This window comes from Acinetobacter rudis, from assembly GCF_031157835.1.
GTDB lineage: Bacteria > Pseudomonadota > Gammaproteobacteria > Pseudomonadales > Moraxellaceae > Acinetobacter > Acinetobacter rudis_A.
Map to the genome: position 1 here is coordinate 1 of NZ_JAVIDR010000014.1, position 22,160 is coordinate 22,160.

Annotated in this window: 17 protein-coding genes and 1 pseudogene; 10 read left to right on the forward strand and 8 right to left on the reverse strand. The window is 39.8% G+C overall.

Annotation, left to right across the window (positions count from 1 at the left end; all coding sequences use genetic code 11):
• Nucleotides 1-83, forward strand: a pseudogene (locus RFH42_RS11950) (RNA-guided endonuclease TnpB family protein); the annotation flags it as partial.
• Nucleotides 84-107: 24 nt separating this feature from the next.
• On the opposite strand, the gene RFH42_RS11955 reads toward RFH42_RS11950, so the two are convergent.
• From RFH42_RS11955 to RFH42_RS11965, 3 genes are all read right to left on the reverse strand, one after another.
• Entirely contained in the window at nucleotides 108-533 is a 426-nt protein-coding gene (locus RFH42_RS11955; RefSeq protein ID WP_308975875.1) for a YbaN family protein, read from the reverse strand.
• Nucleotides 534-553: 20 nt separating this feature from the next.
• Nucleotides 554-1,150, reverse strand: a complete 597-nt coding sequence (locus tag RFH42_RS11960; RefSeq protein WP_308975876.1) for a biliverdin-producing heme oxygenase — start codon at nucleotides 1,148-1,150, stop codon at nucleotides 554-556.
• Between the two features lie 347 nt (nucleotides 1,151-1,497).
• Nucleotides 1,498-3,687 (reverse strand): carboxy terminal-processing peptidase, encoded by a 2,190-nt coding sequence (locus RFH42_RS11965; RefSeq protein ID WP_308975877.1) that lies wholly within the window; start codon nucleotides 3,685-3,687, stop codon nucleotides 1,498-1,500.
• 199 nt (nucleotides 3,688-3,886) lie between these two features.
• On the opposite strand from RFH42_RS11965, the gene nagZ reads away from it, so the two are divergent.
• From nagZ to RFH42_RS12010, 9 genes are all read left to right on the forward strand, one after another.
• On the forward strand, nucleotides 3,887-4,912 hold the full coding sequence (nagZ, locus tag RFH42_RS11970) for a beta-N-acetylhexosaminidase (RefSeq protein WP_308975879.1): 1,026 nt from the start codon (nucleotides 3,887-3,889) through the stop codon (nucleotides 4,910-4,912).
• Between the two features lie 288 nt (nucleotides 4,913-5,200).
• On the forward strand, nucleotides 5,201-6,478 hold the full coding sequence (locus RFH42_RS11975) for a glutamate-5-semialdehyde dehydrogenase (protein WP_308975880.1): 1,278 nt from the start codon (nucleotides 5,201-5,203) through the stop codon (nucleotides 6,476-6,478).
• 402 nt (nucleotides 6,479-6,880) lie between these two features.
• On the forward strand, nucleotides 6,881-8,089 hold the full coding sequence (locus RFH42_RS11980) for an acetate/propionate family kinase (RefSeq protein ID WP_308975881.1): 1,209 nt from the start codon (nucleotides 6,881-6,883) through the stop codon (nucleotides 8,087-8,089).
• A gap of 81 nt (nucleotides 8,090-8,170) precedes the next feature.
• Nucleotides 8,171-10,315 carry a phosphate acetyltransferase gene (gene pta, locus RFH42_RS11985; RefSeq protein ID WP_308975882.1) on the forward strand — a complete coding sequence of 715 codons (2,145 nt, stop codon included), beginning with the start codon at nucleotides 8,171-8,173 and terminating at the stop codon, nucleotides 10,313-10,315.
• A gap of 416 nt (nucleotides 10,316-10,731) precedes the next feature.
• Entirely contained in the window at nucleotides 10,732-12,129 is a 1,398-nt protein-coding gene (locus RFH42_RS11990; RefSeq protein WP_308975883.1) for an MBOAT family O-acyltransferase, read from the forward strand.
• Nucleotides 12,116-13,213 carry an SGNH/GDSL hydrolase family protein gene (locus RFH42_RS11995; protein ID WP_308975885.1) on the forward strand — a complete coding sequence of 366 codons (1,098 nt, stop codon included), beginning with the start codon at nucleotides 12,116-12,118 and terminating at the stop codon, nucleotides 13,211-13,213. The genes RFH42_RS11990 and RFH42_RS11995 overlap by 14 nt, the downstream gene beginning before the upstream one ends.
• Nucleotides 13,214-13,238: 25 nt before the next feature.
• Complete coding sequence (locus tag RFH42_RS12000) at nucleotides 13,239-14,522, forward strand: SGNH/GDSL hydrolase family protein (protein ID WP_308975887.1); 1,284 nt, start codon at nucleotides 13,239-13,241, stop codon at nucleotides 14,520-14,522.
• Between the two features lie 76 nt (nucleotides 14,523-14,598).
• Nucleotides 14,599-15,204, forward strand: a complete 606-nt coding sequence (locus RFH42_RS12005; RefSeq protein WP_308975888.1) for a hypothetical protein — start codon at nucleotides 14,599-14,601, stop codon at nucleotides 15,202-15,204.
• A 154-nt stretch (nucleotides 15,205-15,358) separates the two neighbouring features.
• Nucleotides 15,359-16,885: a fumarate hydratase gene (locus RFH42_RS12010; protein ID WP_308975889.1), complete on the forward strand. Its 1,527-nt coding sequence runs from the start codon at nucleotides 15,359-15,361 to the stop codon at nucleotides 16,883-16,885.
• A gap of 82 nt (nucleotides 16,886-16,967) precedes the next feature.
• Here the strand turns inward: RFH42_RS12010 and RFH42_RS12015 are convergent, their stop codons facing one another.
• The 5 genes from RFH42_RS12015 to RFH42_RS12035 all read right to left on the reverse strand — a co-directional run bounded on the left by RFH42_RS12015 (nucleotide 16,968) and on the right by RFH42_RS12035 (nucleotide 22,135).
• Nucleotides 16,968-17,399 (reverse strand): GNAT family N-acetyltransferase, encoded by a 432-nt coding sequence (locus tag RFH42_RS12015; RefSeq protein ID WP_308975890.1) that lies wholly within the window; start codon nucleotides 17,397-17,399, stop codon nucleotides 16,968-16,970.
• A gap of 42 nt (nucleotides 17,400-17,441) precedes the next feature.
• Nucleotides 17,442-20,078 carry a type I DNA topoisomerase gene (topA, locus tag RFH42_RS12020; protein ID WP_308975891.1) on the reverse strand — a complete coding sequence of 879 codons (2,637 nt, stop codon included), beginning with the start codon at nucleotides 20,076-20,078 and terminating at the stop codon, nucleotides 17,442-17,444.
• A gap of 30 nt (nucleotides 20,079-20,108) precedes the next feature.
• Nucleotides 20,109-20,558: an ammonium transporter gene (locus RFH42_RS12025; protein ID WP_308975893.1), complete on the reverse strand. Its 450-nt coding sequence runs from the start codon at nucleotides 20,556-20,558 to the stop codon at nucleotides 20,109-20,111.
• Nucleotides 20,559-20,780: 222 nt separating this feature from the next.
• Nucleotides 20,781-21,740 (reverse strand): hypothetical protein, encoded by a 960-nt coding sequence (locus RFH42_RS12030; protein WP_308975894.1) that lies wholly within the window; start codon nucleotides 21,738-21,740, stop codon nucleotides 20,781-20,783.
• Between the two features lie 149 nt (nucleotides 21,741-21,889).
• Nucleotides 21,890-22,135 carry a SlyX family protein gene (locus tag RFH42_RS12035; RefSeq protein ID WP_308975895.1) on the reverse strand — a complete coding sequence of 82 codons (246 nt, stop codon included), beginning with the start codon at nucleotides 22,133-22,135 and terminating at the stop codon, nucleotides 21,890-21,892.
• Nucleotides 22,136-22,160: the final 25 nt, after the last annotated feature.

The window sequence follows — 22,160 nt, forward strand, 5'->3', positions numbered from 1 at the left end:
TCCATGATCGGGATATAAATTCCGCACTGAACATACTTGCGCTTGGACATAAGCGTCTAGCAGTAGGAATCACCCCCATTTAAGGGGGTGAGGATGTCAACCAACAACTAGGCCTTAAACCACATCCATAATTGCACACACAGCATAATCAGCACCACACCTATCACCATCCACAGATGCGGTACACTTAAGAACAAAATAATAGCTGCAACCGACATACTGATTAAGGAAACAATTTTCACCCGTAACGGTAAACGACGTTGCTCTTGCCATTGTTTTAAAATTGGTGCGATATAACGGTTATTCACAATTTTTGCATGTAATTTTTCAGATCCTTTAGCTGCAAAAACAGTGGCTAAAAAATAAAAATCAAAGGTAGGCAAACCAGGAACAATAATTCCTAAAGTTCCCAATGCCAAACATAGCCAGGCCAAGGCAATATAAATCCAACGTGCAATCCAACTCTTAGCTAACTTCGCTTTTACTACAGGAGTGGTATTATTTAGCTCTGATACTGACTCTGTTTGTTTCACATCTTAGCCCTTTGATTAGCTTACTTCAGGTTTTCTAAATCTTGTAATAAGTCACCAAATCGTTTGAAGCCTGCTAATGCTCCAGCAATAATTTGTCCTTTTTCAAGATCACTAAAATGAGCTGTATCTAAGCTATGCTTAAAACGCTTCCATACAATGGCACGCCCTTCAGGATAAGCTGCTAAATTTCTTGCAGCAAACTCAGCACTGTAGCCAAATCGTGCTTGAGCTTCTTTAAATAAAAAAGCTGCTCCCAATGTTGAACCCTCAGAGACATAAATCCATCCCAAAGACTCTGGATATGAAACATGTTGTGTAGCGATAGTTTCAAGCTGTGGTGTGAGTGATAAATCTTTTAAATCTTGTAATGCAGCATCCGAACGACCACGAATATCAAGATCAGGAATTAACTGCTGCACTTTGCTATCGAGATAAAGATGTTCTACATCTTTTTGGAAATAATATTGTGACAAGGTAAATTGAGCATAATTCTCTTTACTCTCAAATACACCAGCTTGTTGCATCAGTACTTCCATACGTTCATGTTCACTCAATGTTTCTTGTTTAAGACTCAACATTAAACTGTCTTGAATGGTTTGATCTGTCGGTGCATTCATTAAGAAGCTCCTTAGTAAAAGTGATTAAAGCTAAACTGAAACTAAAATATATTCGTTACATCAAACTCAATTTATCTCCGACGCTATCTTGATCAGAATAACAATCGTGTAGTTCTTCAATACTGAATAAGTTTTTGATTCATCCTATTTATGTCGTATACAAAGTAAAAACTTGCCTTTATCTCTATAGACGAATATGCAAGCTAAAATGCACACCTTTATCATGTAACTTTTTGTAATTATTGTTTTTGACTTTACACCACTAAAAAAGCAAGAACCGAGTTAATAACTTAACTCGGTTCTCATGAAATATAGTCAACCTATTTAAGCAGACTAATATGTTTCATTTATTTCTTACTTTGTGCCTGTGCATAATCCAACAAGATATTACTTGCTTCTGTCACATAAGTTTCTTCCTCAGGTAATGGAGGACGCTTATTTGCTTTCATTTTAGATCGTGCTTCAGCTAAGGCTTCTATTGAAGCTTGATAACTTTCCCAATTTGAATATGGTTTTTGTCCAGTCTCAGCACGGCGTTTATTTTCCGCAGCTAAGGTTTTATTCTCCAACGCCACTAACTCAGCTTTACGTTGATCAATATCTAAAACCACTTTCTTCTGGTCTTTAGTTGACTTCGCAATATCCATCCGTGTTGATAAATATTCAAACTGTGGGTCTAACTTAACGCGTTGTTTAGATAATTCAGCAAGTTGAGAGATATAACTATGTGTATCACCCTCACGTTTAAATGGTGCTGTTGGAATCGTATCCCACTTCAACGCATTTTTCGCCTTACGCTCACCAAACTCTTCATCGTAAATATCAACCAATTTAATGTCTGGAATTACCCCTTTATTTTGAGTACTTCCACCAGTAATACGATAAAATTTACGCTGTGTAAGTGTAGCCTGACCATAAGCTAAGCTATCGAGTTGTACCTGAGCAGTACCTTTACCTGTTGTCGTGCTTCCGATGACAATACCACGCTCATAGTCTTGAATAGCTGCAGAATAAATTTCACTCGCAGAAGCTGAACCCAAGTTAATTAAAACAGCCAATGGGCCTGCATATACTTGCTGCCCACCATCTGTATCTTCGTAAACGCTAACATTACCATTACCATCACGAATCTGGACAACTGGGCCTTCCTTCACCACTTGACCAATCATTTTAGCCACTTCTTCTAGAGATCCGCCTGGGTTATTACGTAAATCAATAATCACCCCATCTACTTTTTGAGCATTTAGTGTTTGCAAAGCGTCATAGGTATCTTTAGATACAGAACGATAATCGTTGCCCATTCGACGTGCGCGGAAGTTAAGATAGAAAGAAGGAATTTCAATCACACCCATGTGGTATTTTTTGCCATCACGAACAACTTCTACAGTACGTGAACGAACACCAGCATCCTCTTCCTGAATCACATCACGAGTCAAGGTAACAACACGTGCCTGACTTAACGATGCTCCCGCACCCAACAGTTTCACCGCAACCTTAGTGCCACGTTTACCACGAATTAACCCAACAATTTCAGAACTTGGCCAACCGATCACATCGACCATTTTCTCACCATTTTGAGCAACACCAATGATACGATCTCCAGACTTCACCTGCCCAGATTTTCCTGCTGGTCCACCTTCAACGATGGTTTCAATGCGAGTGTAGTCCTCATTGGTACGGTCAGGACGAATCGCGACTCCAATCCCCTCAAGTTGCAAACTTGTTTGACGGTTTAGCTCCATCGCATCTACTGGTGGGAAATAGTTACTATGTGGGTCGTATGTTGCAAGCATTGCATTGAGTGTTTTGTCTAAGACATCATCACTCTTAATTCGTTTAATTCGCTCTAGTTTACGCGTATAACGTTTGGTTAACGTCTGTGCTGGCGTAAGATCTTCTGAAGCACTTAAGTCTTGGCCATTCGCTAAAGATGGATCAGCTTTTAATGCTTTTTGCTTCGCAGCTTCTTCTTCTTTAGTAATGGTCAAATTAATCAGCTGTGAAACTAATGTTTTTTTCCAATGCGTTTCAAGTTCAGCACGATTACTAAAATATGCTGCTTTTTCACGATCAACGTCTAAATACTCATTTGATTGTTTTAAATCCTGTGGCTTTTTCAATTCAGCCAACATAAAAGTATAAAACTCATTGAGGCGAGTACGATATTGAGCATGAATAGCGTAAGCTGCTGTTAAGTCACCTGTTTTCAGTGCTGTACCAAAATTGTTTCCATATTTCTTTTTGTATCCATCAACTTCTGTCGCTAAAAATAGACTATGGTCAGGATCAAGACTATCTAAATACATGTCAAGAATGCGTGCTGAGGTTGCAGCATCAAGTCGTAAATTTAAATAATGTTGACGATCAACCAAAGTTGCTAATTGGCGAGAGACTAAAGCTTGTTCTTGTGTAGGTTTAATGGTGGACGAAGAAACGGTTGCAGACTCTGTTGCTGCAATAGCTTCATTCATAGCGTAGTTGAAGAACAAACCACCAGTCGCAATTGCAACTGCACAAGCGATTGTTTGAAGTTTCATAATTACCGTTTACGTCCTAGAGTTTTCCAATTTCAGCGTTATATTTCTAACTGAAGTGAGTAGAATCAGAATCTTAATCATCTTATTCTGTTTATGTCGTGTAGTTTTATCATAATCTGTATCAATGAAGTGTAGCAAATCATTGCAAAATTCAGTTATTGTTCAGTTTTCCCAAAACGTAAAGCAACGGAAGTATTTCATGATTGGCGCATTGATGCTCGATATTGCAGCGACGACACTCACTCAAGAAGATATTGAATTATTACAAGCTCCGCAAGTTGGTGGCGTAATTTTATTTGCGCGTAACATTGAATCCCCTCGACAAGTTCGAGAGTTAACAGATCACATACGTTCTGTTCGTCCAGAGATCTTAATTGCCGTTGACCAAGAAGGTGGTCGAGTACAACGTTTACGCCAAGGCTTCACCGCTCTTCCTGCAATGGGACGTTTCGGCGAGCTATATCGCAGCGAACCTGAACGTGCTTGCCACTTGGCCCGTCAATGCGGCTGGCTTATGGCCACTGAAGTCTTGGCTGTTGGTATTGACTTTAGTTTTGCACCAGTACTAGATATTAATGATATTAGTGATGTGATTGGTGACCGAGCTTTTGCTGACAACCAAGAACATATTATTATCTTAGCCCGCCAATTTATGCAGGGTATGCAGGAAGCTGGCATGGCAACAACAGGAAAACATTTCCCTGGCCATGGTTCAGTCAAAGCTGACTCTCATATTGCTGCAGCAATAGATAGTCGTTCTTACGATGAAATCCATGCAAAAGATATGCAGAGCTTTATTCAACTTCAACCACAATTAGATGCACTCATGCCAGCTCATGTTATCTATGATCAAGTTGACCCTCATCCAGCTGGATTCTCAAAATTTTGGATTCAACAGATATTAAGAGAACAAATGCAATTTGATGGTGTTTTATTCTCAGATGATTTATCTATGCAAGCAGCAGGTGTTGCAGGTGGTGCCGATGCACGTATCGTCGCTGCGCTGAGTGCTGGTTGTGATATGGGCTTAGTCTGCAATGACCGTGATGCTGCACGATTAGCATTATCTGCCATTGAGAATTTTGCTTTACCAAATCAAACACGCTTAGAGCGTATGCGTGGAAAAATCCCTGAACTCAGTATTGGTGATACCCTAGATCTAGGCACAGAATGGCAACAATGTGTTGATACTATTCAAGCATTTAAAAATGCAACAGCAAACTAATTTCTAATCATGTAAATACCACATGGTTAAAAACGGGTTGCTTAGATCTAGATTTAAGCAACCACGACCAAAGTCGAACATTTTTCATTCGAGTTGATAGCTGGGTGTTATTTATTTTCAAAAACCACTTTCAAGAATAATTTAATAAAATGAATTTATATTCCCTACATTCCTTCAGAAGTTAAATCCAATATCTATACCACAAACAGCATAATGAAAAATAACCGTAGCGTGTTTGGCAAGGCACTGCTACCATCCTGAAGATATCGCACTACTTTTTATAGAGAAATGATCACTGCCATGCAACAGTCCATTGAGCAATACATGCAAACCCTTGGGCAACAAGCACGCCAAGCATCGACCATCTTGGCCAGCGCGTCTACCCTCGTCAAAAATAATGCTCTTCTTGCCATTTATACGGCACTTGAAAAGCATCAACAAAACATCTTAGATGCTAACCAAATTGATGTGCAACAAGGTATTGCACAGAATCTGGATGCAGCATTACTTGATCGTTTAGAACTTACTCCTGCACGCTTTGACGCGATGTTAGCAGGTTTGAAAGATGTTGCTAATTTGACAGACCCAATTGGAGAAATTACTGATCTGGCCTATCGCCCATCAGGCATCCAATTAGGTAAAATGCGTGTACCTCTTGGTGTTGTAGGTATGATTTACGAATCACGCCCGAACGTAACGCTTGAAGCAGCCTCTCTTGCACTTAAGTCGGGCAATGCCATTATTTTACGTGGTGGTTCAGAAGCATTACATTCCAATCAAGCCATTGCCAATGCCATTCAAGAAGGTCTAAAAGCCTCTGGGTTATCTGAACATTGCGTACAAGTTGTGAATACCACAGATCGAGCAGCTGTTGGACAACTCATTACCTTATCTGAATATGTAGATGTCATCGTTCCTCGTGGCGGCAAAGGCTTAATTGAGCGAATTACCCGTGAAGCAACGATTCCTGTCATTAAGCACCTTGACGGTAACTGCCATGTCTTCGTAGAAGCACAGGCAGACTTTAGTAAGGCATTACCAATTGCACTCAATGCAAAAACACACCGATATGGTGTCTGTAATGCAATGGAAACATTATTGGTCGATGAAAAAGTTGCAGCGGATTTCTTACCTCAAATTGCAGCACTTTATGCAGAAAAACAGGTAGAGCTTCGTGGTTGTAATACCACTCAAACGATCTTAGGCAAGGCATGTATTGCAGCAACAGAAGAAGATTGGGCTACTGAATATTTGGCACCGATCTTAGCAATCAAAGTAGTCAGTGGTATTGATGAAGCTATTCAACACATCAACCATTATGGCTCACATCATACCGATGCCATTATTACTGAAAACTTTAGTCTCGCACGCCAATTCCTAGCACGCGTTGATTCTAGTTCGGTTGTAGTGAATGCCTCTACACGTTTTGCTGATGGTTTTGAATATGGACTGGGTGCTGAAATTGGTATCTCTACCGATAAAATCCATGCCCGTGGTCCTGTAGGTCTTGAAGGCTTAACCTCACAAAAATGGATTGTATTGGGTGATGGGCAAATTCGCCAATAATCTTCCTCACATTATGGTTACTTTTGCCAGATTGTAACCTTCATAGCATCTATTTGAGACCCAGTATTTGTTAGTAACTACTGGGTTTTTCACATTTTAAAACATCTTTTTCAATTTAGTTCAACTTTATAATTGCAGCCCAATTCATTCCTTGTTAGATTCAAGTCGAAGCGTTTTTTTTACCAACAACGTATATTTTTATACACCTTGGTCGATCATGCTTAAGTCTAATGACCTAAAGTCTAACTAGGCCAAATAAAAACGCTATGCTAAAACTTAAGCACTAATTCGATATTGCAACTTTTTAGCTGTGCTGCGTTGTACTTTACACAGCCCGCCATTTAAAAGGTGTGATTGAATTTATCAGGAAGATTCATCATTTAATAATTCGGGTAATTCAACGTGTCTACATCAGTATTGGTCATCAACTGTGGTTCTTCATCTATCAAATATGCGCTTGTTTCTGATCGTCGTGAAGATCGAATCTACGGCTTAGCAGAAAACTTAGGCTCTGCTGAAGCGCGCATCAAAGGTATTACTTTTGGTGGTCAACCACTTGAACTCTCTATCCCTTTTGCAGATCATGAAAAGGCGCTAGAAACGGTACTTAACCGTTTGTCTCAATACCGCCCTCAAGCGATCGGTCATCGTGTTGTTCATGGTGGTACTTTGACGAAAGCTGAACGCTTGACTCCCGAAATTATTGAACGTATTCGTGCAGCAACACCACTTGCGCCACTTCACAACCCTGCTCACTTGATTGGTATTGACGCAACTATGCGTTTGTTCCCTGATTTACCTCAAGTTGCAGTATTTGATACAGCCTTCCATCAAACGATGCCTGCACATGCTTATCGCTATGCAGTACCGAAATTCTTGTATACAGAACACAATGTTCGTCGTTATGGTTTCCATGGTACAAGTCACGCTTATGTTTCAAATCGTGCAACTCAAGTATCTCAGTTGACTGAAAAAGGTGGTTGGTTAAGTGCTCACCTTGGTAATGGTAGCTCAACCTGTGCCATCTGGAATGGTCAAAGTGTTGATACTTCAATGGGGCTAACACCACTTGAAGGCATTGTAATGGGCACACGTAGTGGTGATGTAGATCCAAGTATTCACAGCTTCCTAGCCAATAACTTGGGTTGGGATATCCAAAAAATTGACAAAATGCTCAATAGCGAAAGTGGTCTACTCGGTCTGTCTGCATTATCAAATGACATGCGTACATTGATTGAAGCTTCAGAACAAGGTAACGAAGATGCAAGCTTAGCAATTGAAGTATTCTGCTATCGCTTAGCAAAATCTTTGGCTGGTCTAAGCTGTGGCATACCACGTGTGGATGGCTTAATCTTCACTGGCGGTATTGGTGAAAATTCAGCTTATATTCGTGAAAAAACTATTTCTTATTTACCACATTTTGGATTCCAGCTCAGTAAAGAGCAAAATAATGAACTTAAACGTGGTACTGAAGGTCGCATTGACGCAGGCACAGGTCCTCAAATTTGGGTTATTCCAACTGATGAAGAAGGCCGCATTGCACAAGAAACCCGTACTGTAGTCGATCACTTGACTGCGCAAGATACAACAGCTGAAGTGGCAGCGGTTTAAAACCGTTGTCACCCTCACTGTCGTAATCAAATATCAATTTACTTTATTATGACTCACCTTGTTAAAGGTTAAGACACGTATATGAAAACGATTTTATTGGTGCCAACTGGGGAAGGTGTAGGTTTAACATCTGCATGCTTAGGTTTTATTTATGCCTTGGAATGTCAAGGAATTAAAGCAGGTTTTCTCAAACCTTTTTCACAGGAGTACGATGCTACAGTTGATCGTACAACTGCGCTTTACCAGCATCTTACCCAATCCGATAATGTAGTCGAACCTATTGCTTATACTCAACTGATTCAGCAATATAACCAAGGTGAGTGTGATGTATTACTTGAACAAGCTGTTCATATGCATCGACAAATTGCCAAATCTCATGATTTTATTATTGTTGAAGGCTTGTTACCCAATGCACGTGATAGCTTCGCATCAAGTCTCAACGCTTCGCTTGCACAGGCACTTGATGCTAAGGTGGTATTTGTAAGTAATGCAGATATTCGTCAAGCAGAATGCAGTGCTGAAAAAGTAGAAACTCAGTTACGTCACTTTGGTGGAGCTGCATCTGAACGAACCGCTGGGGTATTGTTCATGCGTACTCGTGGCTTAGCTGAAGGAACTGCCCAAATTCCGGTCACACTCGACCCAAGCTTACGTCTCACCAAAGAGATTGCTGATTTTAGTCAAGCAATTCAAAAAACACATGCTCATATAGGTTCATCACAACTTCCTATTATTGGTCTAGTGCCATTTAGTGATAGTTTGAGTGTACCTCGTGTCAGTGACCTCGCACAACAAATCCGTGCCAGCTGGATAAATGTTGGTAAAGCAGAAAAACGTCGTGTACTACACAGCAGCCTCATTTCATCAAACATTGAATATGAATTGAATAAATTTGTTGCTGGCGAGTTAATCATCAGTGCTTCTGATCGCGTGGATGTATTACTGGCAAGTAGTCTTGCTTGTAGTAATGGTGTGCCATTAGCAGGTTTAATTCTGACTGAGCACCACCAACCAAGTGCTAAAATTTTAGATTTTTGTCAGCCAGCAATCAAAAATGGCTTACCAATTTTACATACAACTTTAAGTACATTTGAAACAGCTCAACAACTTGCTCAGCTCAGCAATGAAATTCCAGTGGATGATATTGAACGTGCTACACAAGTTACCCGTTTTGTTTCGAGTCATATTGACTTAGATTGGCTCACCGAATTGGTGAATGGTCAATATACTGCACGCCTTTCTCCATCTGCTTTCCGTCATGAACTCGTACAGAAGTCAATTGCTGCGAAAAAACGTATTGTTTTACCAGAAGGTGATGAACCACGTACGATTCAAGCTGCTGCTATTTGTCAATCCCGTGGTATTGCACAATGTATTTTACTTGCAAAACCAGAAGCAGTACTTGAGGTTGCTAAAGCGCGTAATATTGAACTCCCAGCAGATCTAGAAATTATTGACCCTGATCTTATTCGTTCTGAATACGTTGCAAAAATGGTTGAGTTACGCAAAGGCAAGTTGAATGAATCTCAAGCTGATGAACAACTTCAAGATACGGTTGTACTTGGTACAATGATGCTTGCACTTGATCAAGTTGATGGTCTCGTATCTGGTGCAGTACACACTACAGCCAATACGGTTCGACCAGCGTTCCAGCTTATTAAGACAGCACCAGATTACTCACTAGTCTCTTCTGTATTCTTTATGCTGTTACCAGATGAAGTCTATGTCTATGGCGATTGCGCCATTAACCCAGATCCAGATGCGGCACAATTAGCTGAAATTGCAATCCAATCAGCCGATTCAGCCAAAGCCTTTGGTATTGACCCTCGTATTGCCATGATTTCGTATTCAACAGGTTCTTCTGGCACGGGTGCAGATGTGGACAAAGTTCGTGAAGCAACTGAAATTGCTAAGCAACGCCGCCCTGACCTACTCATTGATGGACCATTACAATACGATGCTGCATCAGTTGAAAGTGTTGGTCGCTCTAAAGCACCTGATTCTAAAGTTGCTGGACGTGCCAATGTATTCATTTTCCCTGACCTGAATACAGGTAATACCACTTACAAAGCGGTGCAACGCGCAGCTAATGTGGTTAGTGTTGGACCAATGTTACAAGGACTAAATAAACCTGTGAATGATTTATCACGTGGTGCCTTAGTCGATGATATTGTTTTCACTATTGCACTCACAGCAATTCAAGCAGAGCAACAAAAAACAGCCTAACCTCTGCATGCTCAAAAGAAGCTCCTTACTGATTATGATGTAAGGAGCTTCTTTTATTTATTAAAGTGCGTATAACTGTCGCCTAAATTTCAAAGCTTCTCTCTTCTTCGCTTTAAACTGATTAATATTCAACTATATTATCTTTTTCATGAATATATTTAACTCATTAACAGTCTGTGTAATTTTATGAATAATGTCGTTGACAAGTTTTTATTAATTTAGGCGTTTTAGCTTAAAAAGCGCACTTTTGTATAATTACATTCATAAGTGAGCGTGCTAGAATCCGCCAGCTAACTCTCATAGATCCAATAACAATGTTCTCGTTCTTATCCATTGAATTCAGTCTATTATTTATTTTATTTTTCTGTCTTTATTGGTCATTTCGCTCAAAACCACAAATCCAAAATTTTGTTTTGATGCTTGCAAGTTATGCTGTGATCTATGCTATGGCTAATGCAACAGCCGTTGTTATTCTTTTGGGATTTAGTTTGGGTATTTATTTGTTGTCCTTAGCAATGGATGCTTATCAACAACATAAAAAGAAGATTCTCATTTTAGGTATTGTTTTTACCTTAGCCCAGCTCAGTTGGTTTAAGTACTACGATTTTTTCAAAGTGAATATCAGCCAAGCACTTGATGCATTACAACTGGATAGCTCAGGCTTGATGGCTAATCTTATCTTGCCTTTAGGTATTTCATATTACTCTTTCCAGGCAATAAGTTACTTAGTCAGTCGATATTATAATGAAAGCGAAGTACCTCGATTTGGCATCTTACAATTACTGACACACTTTTCATTTTTTGCAACGATTACCGCAGGGCCAATTGCTCGAGCCAAGAATGTGAAAGGTTTAAATGATATTTGTGGTCAAAACTGCGGTATGAGTGAGCAATTACGCAGTACAACACCAAGACAAGTTTTATTTCCAAGTTTAGCGTTATTGCTCATCATTATTGCACTGATTAAAAAATGGTGGATTGCTGGCTGGCTAGCCGATGAATGGGTTAACCCTGTCTTTGCAAACCCAATGCAATATCACAGTCTTGAGATTTTAGCAGCGATCTATGCCTATACCTTACAGTTGTTTTTAGACTTTTCTGGTTATAGTGAAATGATGATTGCATTTGCCCTATTGCTTGGTTTTCGTATTCCTGTGAACTTTAAAGCTCCCTTACTAGCACACAATATTCGTGACTTTTGGGATAAATGGCATATCAGTTTATCGACGTGGATTCGAGACTATATCTACATTCCACTTGGGGGAAGCCGAGATGGTTTCACTCGCACACAATTTAACTTGGTCACCGCCATGGTACTCTCGGGTGTTTGGCATGGTTCTGGTTGGAATTTCTTTCTCTGGGGCTTGCTACATGGTCTAGCCCTAGTGCTCTTAAACTGTAGCGATAAACTCTATCAAAAAACCTTCAATGTAACCGCAAAACAAGCACGTGATGCACTTTCAAAATCAAGTTGGATTGGCAAAGTTATTTCTGTGTTTGTAACGATTAACTTTGTTTGTTTCTGTTTTGTCTTCTTCCGTGCCAAAAGCCTAGATGAAGCACTACAAGTCTTCCAAGCGCTCTTTAGTAATGTCATCAATATACAGTGGACAAATAATCCACTTTATTTATTGAGTTTAATGGTTATCGCTTGGGGACTATACCCGTTTATTAGTCGTTTACTGCAAAGTGCCTGCCTAAGCCTTATACGTGTACCACGCTATTTGCTTATTGTTCCACTTTTCATCGTATTTTTAATTATTGTTATCTGTGCACCATCTGGCATCCCGGGCTTTATCTATGCAAACTTCTAAGCAACCTGAATCAATAGACCATGTCAGCACAGACCTCAGTGATGCATCATCAACAGCACAACAAGGTTCAACCTCTGCGGCTTTTGTTTATATCTTAAGTAGTTTGTTAATTTGCGCATTGCTGAGTATCTGGATAATGCAAAACTCAGTAAATGCGTACTACCAGCAAACCTATCATCAGCCTAGTCCACTGGTTGATTTAGATGATTATCCAAGTTGGAGTTTAGGTGGAACAATTGGTGATGAACTTTATCATCAACATGATGCAGTAAAAGCCAAAATATCTGCATGGAACAGTGACATCATCGAAAATTTTAACGCTGAATATGCTTTTAGCCCAGAATTTAAAACAGCAATGTTAGAAAAGCAAAAACAAGAACAACTCAAACTTGCAAGCCAAGCAAAAGCTCAGGCAGAGGCGCGTGCACAAGAAGCACAGTTAAATCAATTTAGTATTACCAAAGCAGATCAGGTCTTCTTTGCTGGTGACTCCTTAATGCAAGGAGTTGCACCACATGTTCAAAAATACCTACAAGAACAATATTCAATTAAAACCGTTAATCTTAGTAAACAAAGTACAGGGCTTGCCTACCCAAAATTCTTTAATTGGCCTCAAACCATCAAAGAAACGTTGGCACAAAATCCAGCAATTAAAATCTTAGTGGTCTTTTTAGGTCCAAATGACCCTTGGGATATGCCTAGCCCTACAGGAGGTGCTTACCTCAAGTTTGAAACACCTGAATGGGAAGCTGAATATCGCTCACGAATTGCAGACATTATTCAAACAGCTCAACGACACCAAGTTAAAGTCATGTGGATCAGCCCACCGAATATGCGTAAAGACAGTTTAAATCATCAAATGATTTATCTTAACCAGATTATTGCAGCTGAAGTTCAGCTACAACATGCCTATTTAATAGATTCAAGAGAAATCTTAGGAACAAGTAACAACATCTATAATGATTATCTACTCAAAGATGGAGTTTCAAATAAAATGCGCAGTGCCGATGGCATACATTTTTCAACAGAAGGTCAAAAAAATATTGCCAAGATTATTGAACAACATATTAGAATTGTGAACTAATCCATCTTAGATACAAAGATTTATTATGAATAAACTGCAAAGTTTGACCTCACTATCATGTATGTTATTCATGAGCTGCCAAAGTCTATCCGCAGCGAGTTTAAGTAATTTTAATGAACCGAATAGTCAAAATTTAATTCAAGCCTTACAAACAAAAAAAATTCACATTGTGCAGCTTGGAGACTCACATACTGCTGCTGATGAAATGACGAATAATATGCGTCTCCAACTACAGAGCACTTTGGGCAATGGTGGAATGGGTTGGGGTATGCCCATGTATTTTACTGGCCATCGTTTAGTCCGCTATGGTTATGACAATAGTGGTTGGCAACCCGTCTCAAGTCGAACACGCAGTGATGAAAATTATAGTCTTGGTGGATTATTAGCAATACCACAGTCAACAGCTGCCAGTCTTACGATTAAAGCGAAACAAAGTGAAGTTAGCCAACGCTATACAGTCAGTATTCGCCAGCAGGCAGGTGATAGTCCCCTCATTGGCCAAGATGCCCAAGGCCGCCCTATCTCTATAGAAGCACCAATCAAAAATGGCACTTGGCAATTTGTGCAGTTTGTTGCCCAGCCACCGTTTACCATTCAAAGCCAACAAGCAAAACAAACGGCTCTAGGTGGATGGTGGGGAGAAAATGAAAGAGGACAAGGTGCTGTGGTTTCTGCACTCGGTATTAATGGTGCTCAGCTCTCTTATTGGAATCGCTGGAATACTCAAGCTTGGCAAAAAGAACTCGCAGCTGTTTCACCCAATTTATTGATTTTGGCTTATGGAACCAACGAAGCCTACAATAACAATCTTGATGTTGCTCAAACACGTCAAATCTTGATTGAGAAAATTCAAGCAATTCGTAGTGCAAGCCCTAAAACTGCAGTAATGATTGTTTCTGCACCTGAAAGCCTAAAAAGCATCAATGGCTCTTGTGGTGTACGTCCAATTAAACTGGACGAAGTACAGCAAATGCAACGTGAAGTTGCTCAACAATACAAAACACTCTACTGGGACTGGCAAGCGGCTATGGGTGGCAACTGTAGCATGAAGACGTGGATCAACCGTGGTGATGCACGTCGTGATGGTGTTCACTTCAGTGCTTCTGGTTACCAAAAGCTCGGTAATATGCTTGCGGCAGATATTTTAAATATTGCTAATATTCAATCTAGTACAGTATCACCAAGCTATGGTTTAAACACCAATACAGTAGCAGATGATCTCTCACCACAGGGTGGTGTAAATATCAAAACAACAACACGTCCATATGCAACAATTTGCAAGGGAAATGACTGTACACCTTTTCCCTAAGCCGTTCTAAAGCACTCCAAGCTAAGCAAGAGATTGTTTTAACAACAATCTCTTGCTTACTATAGAGAGAATTAAAATGCAGCCCTCTCCTCGACATACTTTTTTAATCCCCTTCTTATTGGCAATGCTGGGTATTGCCTTAATTCTACTGGCATCAATCGCCCTTATACTGATGTTAAATCGTTATCTAGGCATGCAAATTAGCTTTGAGCAAAGTCTTCAGATCATATTTATGCTGGTGGGTAGTCTCTGCCTCCCATGGATTACTCAGCGTTTTTTTAAATCATCTCCCCAACACCCTCACACAGCCCTAAGCACATCTTCTGTACCAAAAGAAAATTCCTATGCGCAAAAGTATCGATGGGGCAAGATCATTGCTTTTGCATTAGCACTCACGACTTTTTGGGTCATTTTAGGCCCATGGTCATATGTGATTACCATGTTGCAGTATTTGAGTCATTGGACATATCACCGTACCGCGCTGTTCTTTTTTGCTTTTGTTACCATTGTGCTTTCTTCCCTATTCTTAGCCGCCATATTACATTTTTTCTCACGCTATATTTTTAAAATCGACTCTAAACAACAATATTGGAATGAGTGGTGTATTAGCCTGAGCTTTGGTCTGGGATTATTGATTTTTGCACAATTATTACTCAACATATTCATACTCAAGTTTTTATGATGATGATCCAATTCACACAAGCAATATCATCATCAAAAAATAACCTATTGTATTGCCCCACCATAGTCTAAAAATTCTGCTAAATCACCACTTCAACACGTTTATCACGTATAATTTAGCCCGCTAGCTTTCAGCCCGCTCAAGAGATTTTGATATGACAACGATTATCAAGCAAGATGACTTGATCACCTCGGTCAAGGATGCGCTTCAATTTATTTCTTACTATCACCCACAAGACTTTATCCAAGCGATGAGTCGTGCCTATGATCGTGAAGAGAATAAAGCCGCTAAAGATGCGATTGCACAGATTTTAATTAACTCGCGTATGTGTGCCGAAGGCCACCGCCCAATCTGTCAAGATACAGGGATTGTCAACGTCTTGGTTGATGTTGGTTTGGACGTTAAATTTGATTTGACCATGAGCTTAGATGATGCCATCAATGAAGGTGTTCGTCAGGGCTATTTAGAAAATAGTAACGTCCTTCGTGCTTCAGTTTTAGCTGATCCTGCTTTTGGTCGTAAAAACACCAAAGATAATACGCCTGCAGTGATTCACTATAAACTCGTACCAGGTAATAAAGTAGATATTACTGTTGCTGCTAAAGGTGGCGGTTCAGAAAATAAATCTAAACTTGCAATGCTTAACCCATCTGATTCAATCGTAGATTGGGTATTAAAAACAGTTCCAACTATGGGTGCTGGCTGGTGTCCACCTGGTATGCTTGGTATCGGGATTGGTGGTACTGCTGAAAAAGCCATGATGCTTGCAAAAGAAGCGCTCATGGAAGAACTTAACATGGACGAATTACTTCGTCGTGGTCCACAGAACCAAACTGAAGAGCTACGTATCGAAATTTTCGAAAAAGTAAATGCTCTTGGTATTGGTGCACAAGGTCTAGGCGGTTTAACGACTGTTCTTGATATTAAAATCAAAGACTATCCTTGTCATGCAGCTGGAAAACCAGTAGGTATGATTCCAAACTGTGCTGCAACTCGTCATGCACACTTCCAGCTTGATGGTACTGGTCCTGCACATATTCAGGCGCCTAAACTTGAAGACTATCCAGAAGTCACTTGGGATTCTTCACAGTCTAAACGTGTAGACCTTGATAACATCACACAAGAAGAAATGGATTCATGGAAACCAGGTGATACGCTATTACTCAACGGTACAATTTATACTGGACGTGATGCTGCACATAAACGTATGGTTGACATGTTAGCAAAAGGTGAAAAACTACCTGTTGATTTAAAGGGTAAGTTTATTTACTACGTTGGCCCTGTTGATCCTGTTGGTGACGAAGTTGTTGGCCCTGCTGGTCCAACTACGGCAACACGTATGGACAAATTTACCCGTACAATTCTAGAAGAAACAGGATTGTTCGGTATGATTGGTAAAGCTGATCGTGGTCCTGCTGCTGTTCAAGCAATTAAAGACAACAAAGCCACTTATTTAATGGCTGTTGGTGGCGCTGCATATTTAGTATCTAAAGCTGTACGTGAAGCTGAAGTTGTTGCCTTTGCTGACCTTGGTATGGAAGCAATCTACAAATTCAAAGTTCAAGATATGCCAGTATCTGTAGCAGTAGATGTAAACGGTACTTCTATTCATGCGATTGCACCAAAAATTTGGCAAGCAAAAATCGGTAAAATTCCAGTTGTAGACGCGGCTCAAGGCTAAGCGCTTATGGCATAGAAAAGCCAGCAGCTAAATAGCGTGCTGGCTTTTTTTATTGCTTAATTCAAAACTTTTAATAAAAAAATCAACCTTTTGCCATTAATACATAATCACCCTCAGCACATTTCCCACCATCAACTACTTGCCAAGCATGTTTAATATAAAAACGTTGCGCTGCGTGATTTTCACTCAAGCATTTCAAATTTCCCGTTGTCGTAAAGTGTTTTTCAGCTGCGATTAAAAGTGCTGAACCTACACCTAAATTTTGAAATTGAGGCGCAACAAATAAATGATGTAAAAAATTATCAGGAAGAAAAACTGCTGCAAATCCCAAATATTGCTGCCCATATTCTGCAACAAGTATTAACTCATCTTGGGTCGACGCTTCAAAATCCTGCAACGTCCACTGTGAAGCATCTAACCAAGACCAACTTTCAATTCTAGTCTGTAGAAAAAGTTGGCTTAAAGCCAGCTTATCTTGTGGTTGATAGTGCCTAATATTGATGCTTAAACTCAAAAAAATCCCTCCTTTATACGGAGGGATGTCTTGTAAGGAGGACTATGCTTCAACCCATTTACCATCTTGATAAACTAGACTCCACTTAGTCGCCTTACCTTCTGCATTTTCAGAGCCCACATATTGACACTGATTTTTGCGGCTAAACTTAATTAAAGTCGCATTTCCTTCAGGATCTGTATCTGGTGCCATAAGTAAGAACTGATACTTCGCATCAAGCTGATCCGCAACACTGCGTAATTCGGCTACTTTAGGCGCACGCGTTTCACGAATTTTAGGAAATTTACTTGCTGCTAGGAATAAACCCGCTGCCCCATCACGTAACACAAAATAGTCATCATGTTTCGTTGAACGGAGATGTTCCATTTTAATTGGATCTACTCGTGGAGGCGCAGGCTGACCACTTTTGAGTACCTTGCGTGTATTGTCGCAACTATTACAAGCAAAGTAAGGACCAAAACGGCCAGTTTTTAATTGCATTTCACCATTACATTTTTCACATGGGAAACTTGGCCCATCATAACCTTTGATTTTGAACTGACCTTGTTCCAATTCAAAACCATGACAATCTGGGTTATTACCACAAATATGCAGCTTACGACTACCATCAAGCACATAACTGTCCATTGCTGTTGAACAAATTGTACAACGCTTTTTCGACATTAAATCTGCTGTTTCAGCCGCATCGTCATCTGAAAGCACAGCCAAAGACTCAACAGGTGTTAAGTTCATGGTGCCTTTACAACGCTCTTTAGGAGGTAGGTTATAGCCCGAACATCCCAAAAACACTCCAGTTGTCCCAGTACGAATCTGCATTGGACGACCACATTCAGGACATGCCACAGAGTCAACTTCAACAGGTAGGTTACGTCGCATACCTGCTTCGCTTTGAGCAGTTGTCAAACGTTTCTTAAAGTCACCATAGAAACTATCTAATAACTCTTTCCAATTACGCTCACCCATTGCCACCTTATCAAGCTGGCCTTCAAGATCTGCAGTAAAGGCATAATTCATTAAATTATTAAAACTTTCATCCAAGCGATCTGTTACGATTTCACCCATTTTCTCCGCAAATAAACGGCGGTTTTCGAGTTTGACATAACCACGATCTTGAATCGTGGAAATAATCGCTGCATAAGTTGAAGGACGACCAATACCACGTTTTTCTAGCTCTTTTACCAAAGAAGCTTCTGTAAAACGTGCTGGTGGTTTAGTAAAGTGCTGTGATGGATCAAGTTTATCTAATTGTAAGTGTTCACCAACTTTCACTGCCGGTAAAAGTACATCATCATCAGATTTGTTTGCACCACGTACTCGTGTAAAGCCATCAAACACCAAAGTACGGCCTTTAGCTTTGAGTTCTACACCATTGGCATCAACTAAAATAGTTGAAGATAAATACTCAGCTGGGGTCATTTGACAAGCCACAAACTGACGCCAAATAAGATCATATAACCGCTGAGCATCACGCTCCACACCAACTAAACTATCACCTTTAAGTGCAACATTTGATGGACGAATCGCTTCATGCGCTTCTTGTGCGTTAGCCTTATTACCAAAACGATTAGCCTTTTCTGGTAAATACTTCTTACCATACTCAGTTTCAATGTGACTACGCACCATATTCACGGCATCATCACTTAAAAATGTTGAGTCGGTACGCATATAAGTAATAAAACCAGCCTCATACAAGCGCTGAGCCAACATCATGGTTTTCTTCACAGAAAAGCCTAAACGAGTACTGGCTGCTTGCTGTAAGGTTGAGGTGATATAAGGTGCGCTGGGATTAACTTTGGTTGGCTTGTCTTCACGATTAGAAACGACAAAGTTTGCATCTTTTAAAATCGTCAAGATAGCATCAGTTTCAGCCTTATTTTTTAATTTAAGTGCTTTACCTGCCTGCTTCACTGCTTCTAAACGGATTGCATCTTTTTGGTTATGCGTATCTGCAAAAATTTGCCAATATTCTTCAGGAATAAACGCACGAATTTCACGTTCACGCTCAACCACAAGTTTAACTGCAACGGACTGAACACGTCCTGCAGATAAACCACGGGCAATCTTTTCCCAAAGTAGTGGTGAAATCATAAAACCAACTACACGGTCGAGGAAACGTCGTGCCTGTTGTGCATTCACTTTATTGGTATCTAAACGTTCTGGATGTTTAAATGCTTCTTGAATGGCATTTTTAGTAATTTCGTTAAAAACAACACGTTGGTACCGAGAATCATCGCCACCAATCACTTCTTTTAAATGCCAAGCAATCGCCTCTCCTTCACGGTCCAAATCCGTTGCGAGGTAGATTTCATCAACTTGTGATGCCAATTTTTTCAGTTCTGCAACAACGTGTTCTTTACCTGGCAGCACTTCATAATGCGCTTTCCAATCGTGCTCGGGATCAACCCCCATGCGATTAATCAAAGCAGACTGTGCTTTAGCTGCCTTTTCACTTTCTGTTAATTTGGTTCGGCTTGTTGGTTTCTTTTCTGTAGATTTACCTGCACCGGTAGGCAAATCTCGCACATGGCCCACAGAAGATTTAACAATATATTGAGCACCTAAATATTTGTTAATTGTTTTCGCTTTTGCAGGCGACTCCACAATCACGAGAGCACGCTTGTTACCAGCCTCAGCCGTTGCTGCACTGTCTTTAGTTGTGGATCGAGGAGCTTTCGCCATAATAAACTTTTATTCCTAGTTGTTACAAAATTAATATTCAGCCAAAGAAAGAAGAAATGCTTTCATTTCATCAAGTTGAGTCGCTTTGAGATCACTGTGTTCATCCCAATACAGACCAACACAGTTGGCTTGCATATCAATAGCATAAATTCCTTGCAATGCAATGGGTAAATCACTAAATTTCTCATCGCCATACAGTACTTTAAGCTTTTGATCCTCAACTTTAGCACGCATTAAAGCTAAATTTGCGCTAGGGATTAAAACACTATAATAAGCAATCATACTGGCACGGTCTTCTGTCGCCTTTGGTACAGCAGTCCAGTCTGGCGCAACCACCAAACGTGGATGTAAGCTCATCTTTCGCGCTTTCTCACGCAAAATTCCTAGGGCTTTTTCTCTTGGGCTCACTCTTAAACCAAAAATTGATCCAATCACGAAAACCACAATAATCACTGTAACCCAAAGTCCAGTATTTTCCATATATTACCCTTTTCTCTCTTTATTAGATTTGCATAAGCGTGGGGATAAAGGCAAGACGTAAATTCTATTTCGTAATACACATCTTTAATTTTTTTTAAAAATAAAAAGATATTTCAGGATATTAAATCTAACATTCACAACGAACTTCATTTTGCTTAATGTGCTAAATCAGTCAGTTAAAAGCATATCATTATTAACCCTATAAACACTCATGCCCTAAAACTAGTTTAAGTACATTTCATAACTATAGGTCACTTCATGTCCATTCCAATGAATGTAACCTCTTTTGATCAATGCTTTAATAATTAAACTCGCATCCGCTTCAGGAAAGACCTCAGTTAATAAATCTTTCAACGAATAAATATCTTTAGGCATGACAACCTGTTTCTCTCTCAGCTGTAAAAGCAATTCAAAATGAATTTGATCGGATGGATGAAAATGTAGATTGGATAAATCATCTTCAAGTAAACTGTCTTCTTTTTCATGAAGTAGCGTTGAAGGTTTTTTCCCGCCTTGATCAATAAGTGCCTCAATACCTTGACGTAACTGTTGTGCTGGGGTTTGGACTTGATCAGGTACTGCTTCATGAATATTGAGATTTGGTACATCATCCCTAGACTCAACTTGCTGTAAATTTAACGTATTACCAGTGTTACTTAGCTTTGCAAAACCTTTACGTAATGCCAAAGGTGCATAGTCAATAAATAGCCGATGGTTTTGTATAGGCTGTAATAATAATTCTAAGGCAACACAAGCACGCTGCGTCCATGTCAAATCTACACCGCCCCATTCAGCCGCTGTGGGTACTACAGTATGTGCATTTGTATGTAACTGCTGTAATGTACATTTTATAGTCGCTTGCTGAAACAACTGCAACAACTGTGTCGCCTGTAGCTGCGCCGAATATAATGTCACACTCAACTCTAGATCCAGTAAAACCAGCATCTGCCCAACCAATACGGCATATTGATACTCTTGACGGCAGTTTTGGGGTAAATCCAAAATGATCACTTGACCACTGTTAATTAAGGTTGCCAACTCATTGAGCGTGGTTAAACTAAATGAACACTGGTTTTTGCAATGAAACAAATACACAGTGTCATACTTTGCCAACATTGCAGTAAGTTGTGACAGTTCTAAAGCGTAGCCTTGCAAATCGACTAATGCGACGGTGTTTTGCATATTGAATAATAGATGTAGCAATCAAGTTGATAAGCATTACAACCATGTTAGAGGCTAAGGTCAAATGAAATTCGTCATCGCCAACATGATTCAGATCAATAAATCGAGTAAACCTCAAAAATCATACGTATTTTACAAATAACTAGAACTTAATAATGTGGTGGAATATCATTGTGGGGATCAAAAGGCGCAATACCTTCTGATAAATCTGATGCTTCAACACGTCGATATAAAAACTGTAATTGTTTTTTTAAATCAGCGAGTTCTGCATTTTGTCTTGCAACTTCCGCATCTAATTGCTCAACTAAATCATCCAAAAATGCAATTCTTACTTGCAAATCTTCGATGGGTGCGGACAATGGCGCATGATCATCTATATTTTTTGCATTAGTCATTTTAGACCTCATTTGGGATTTCAGG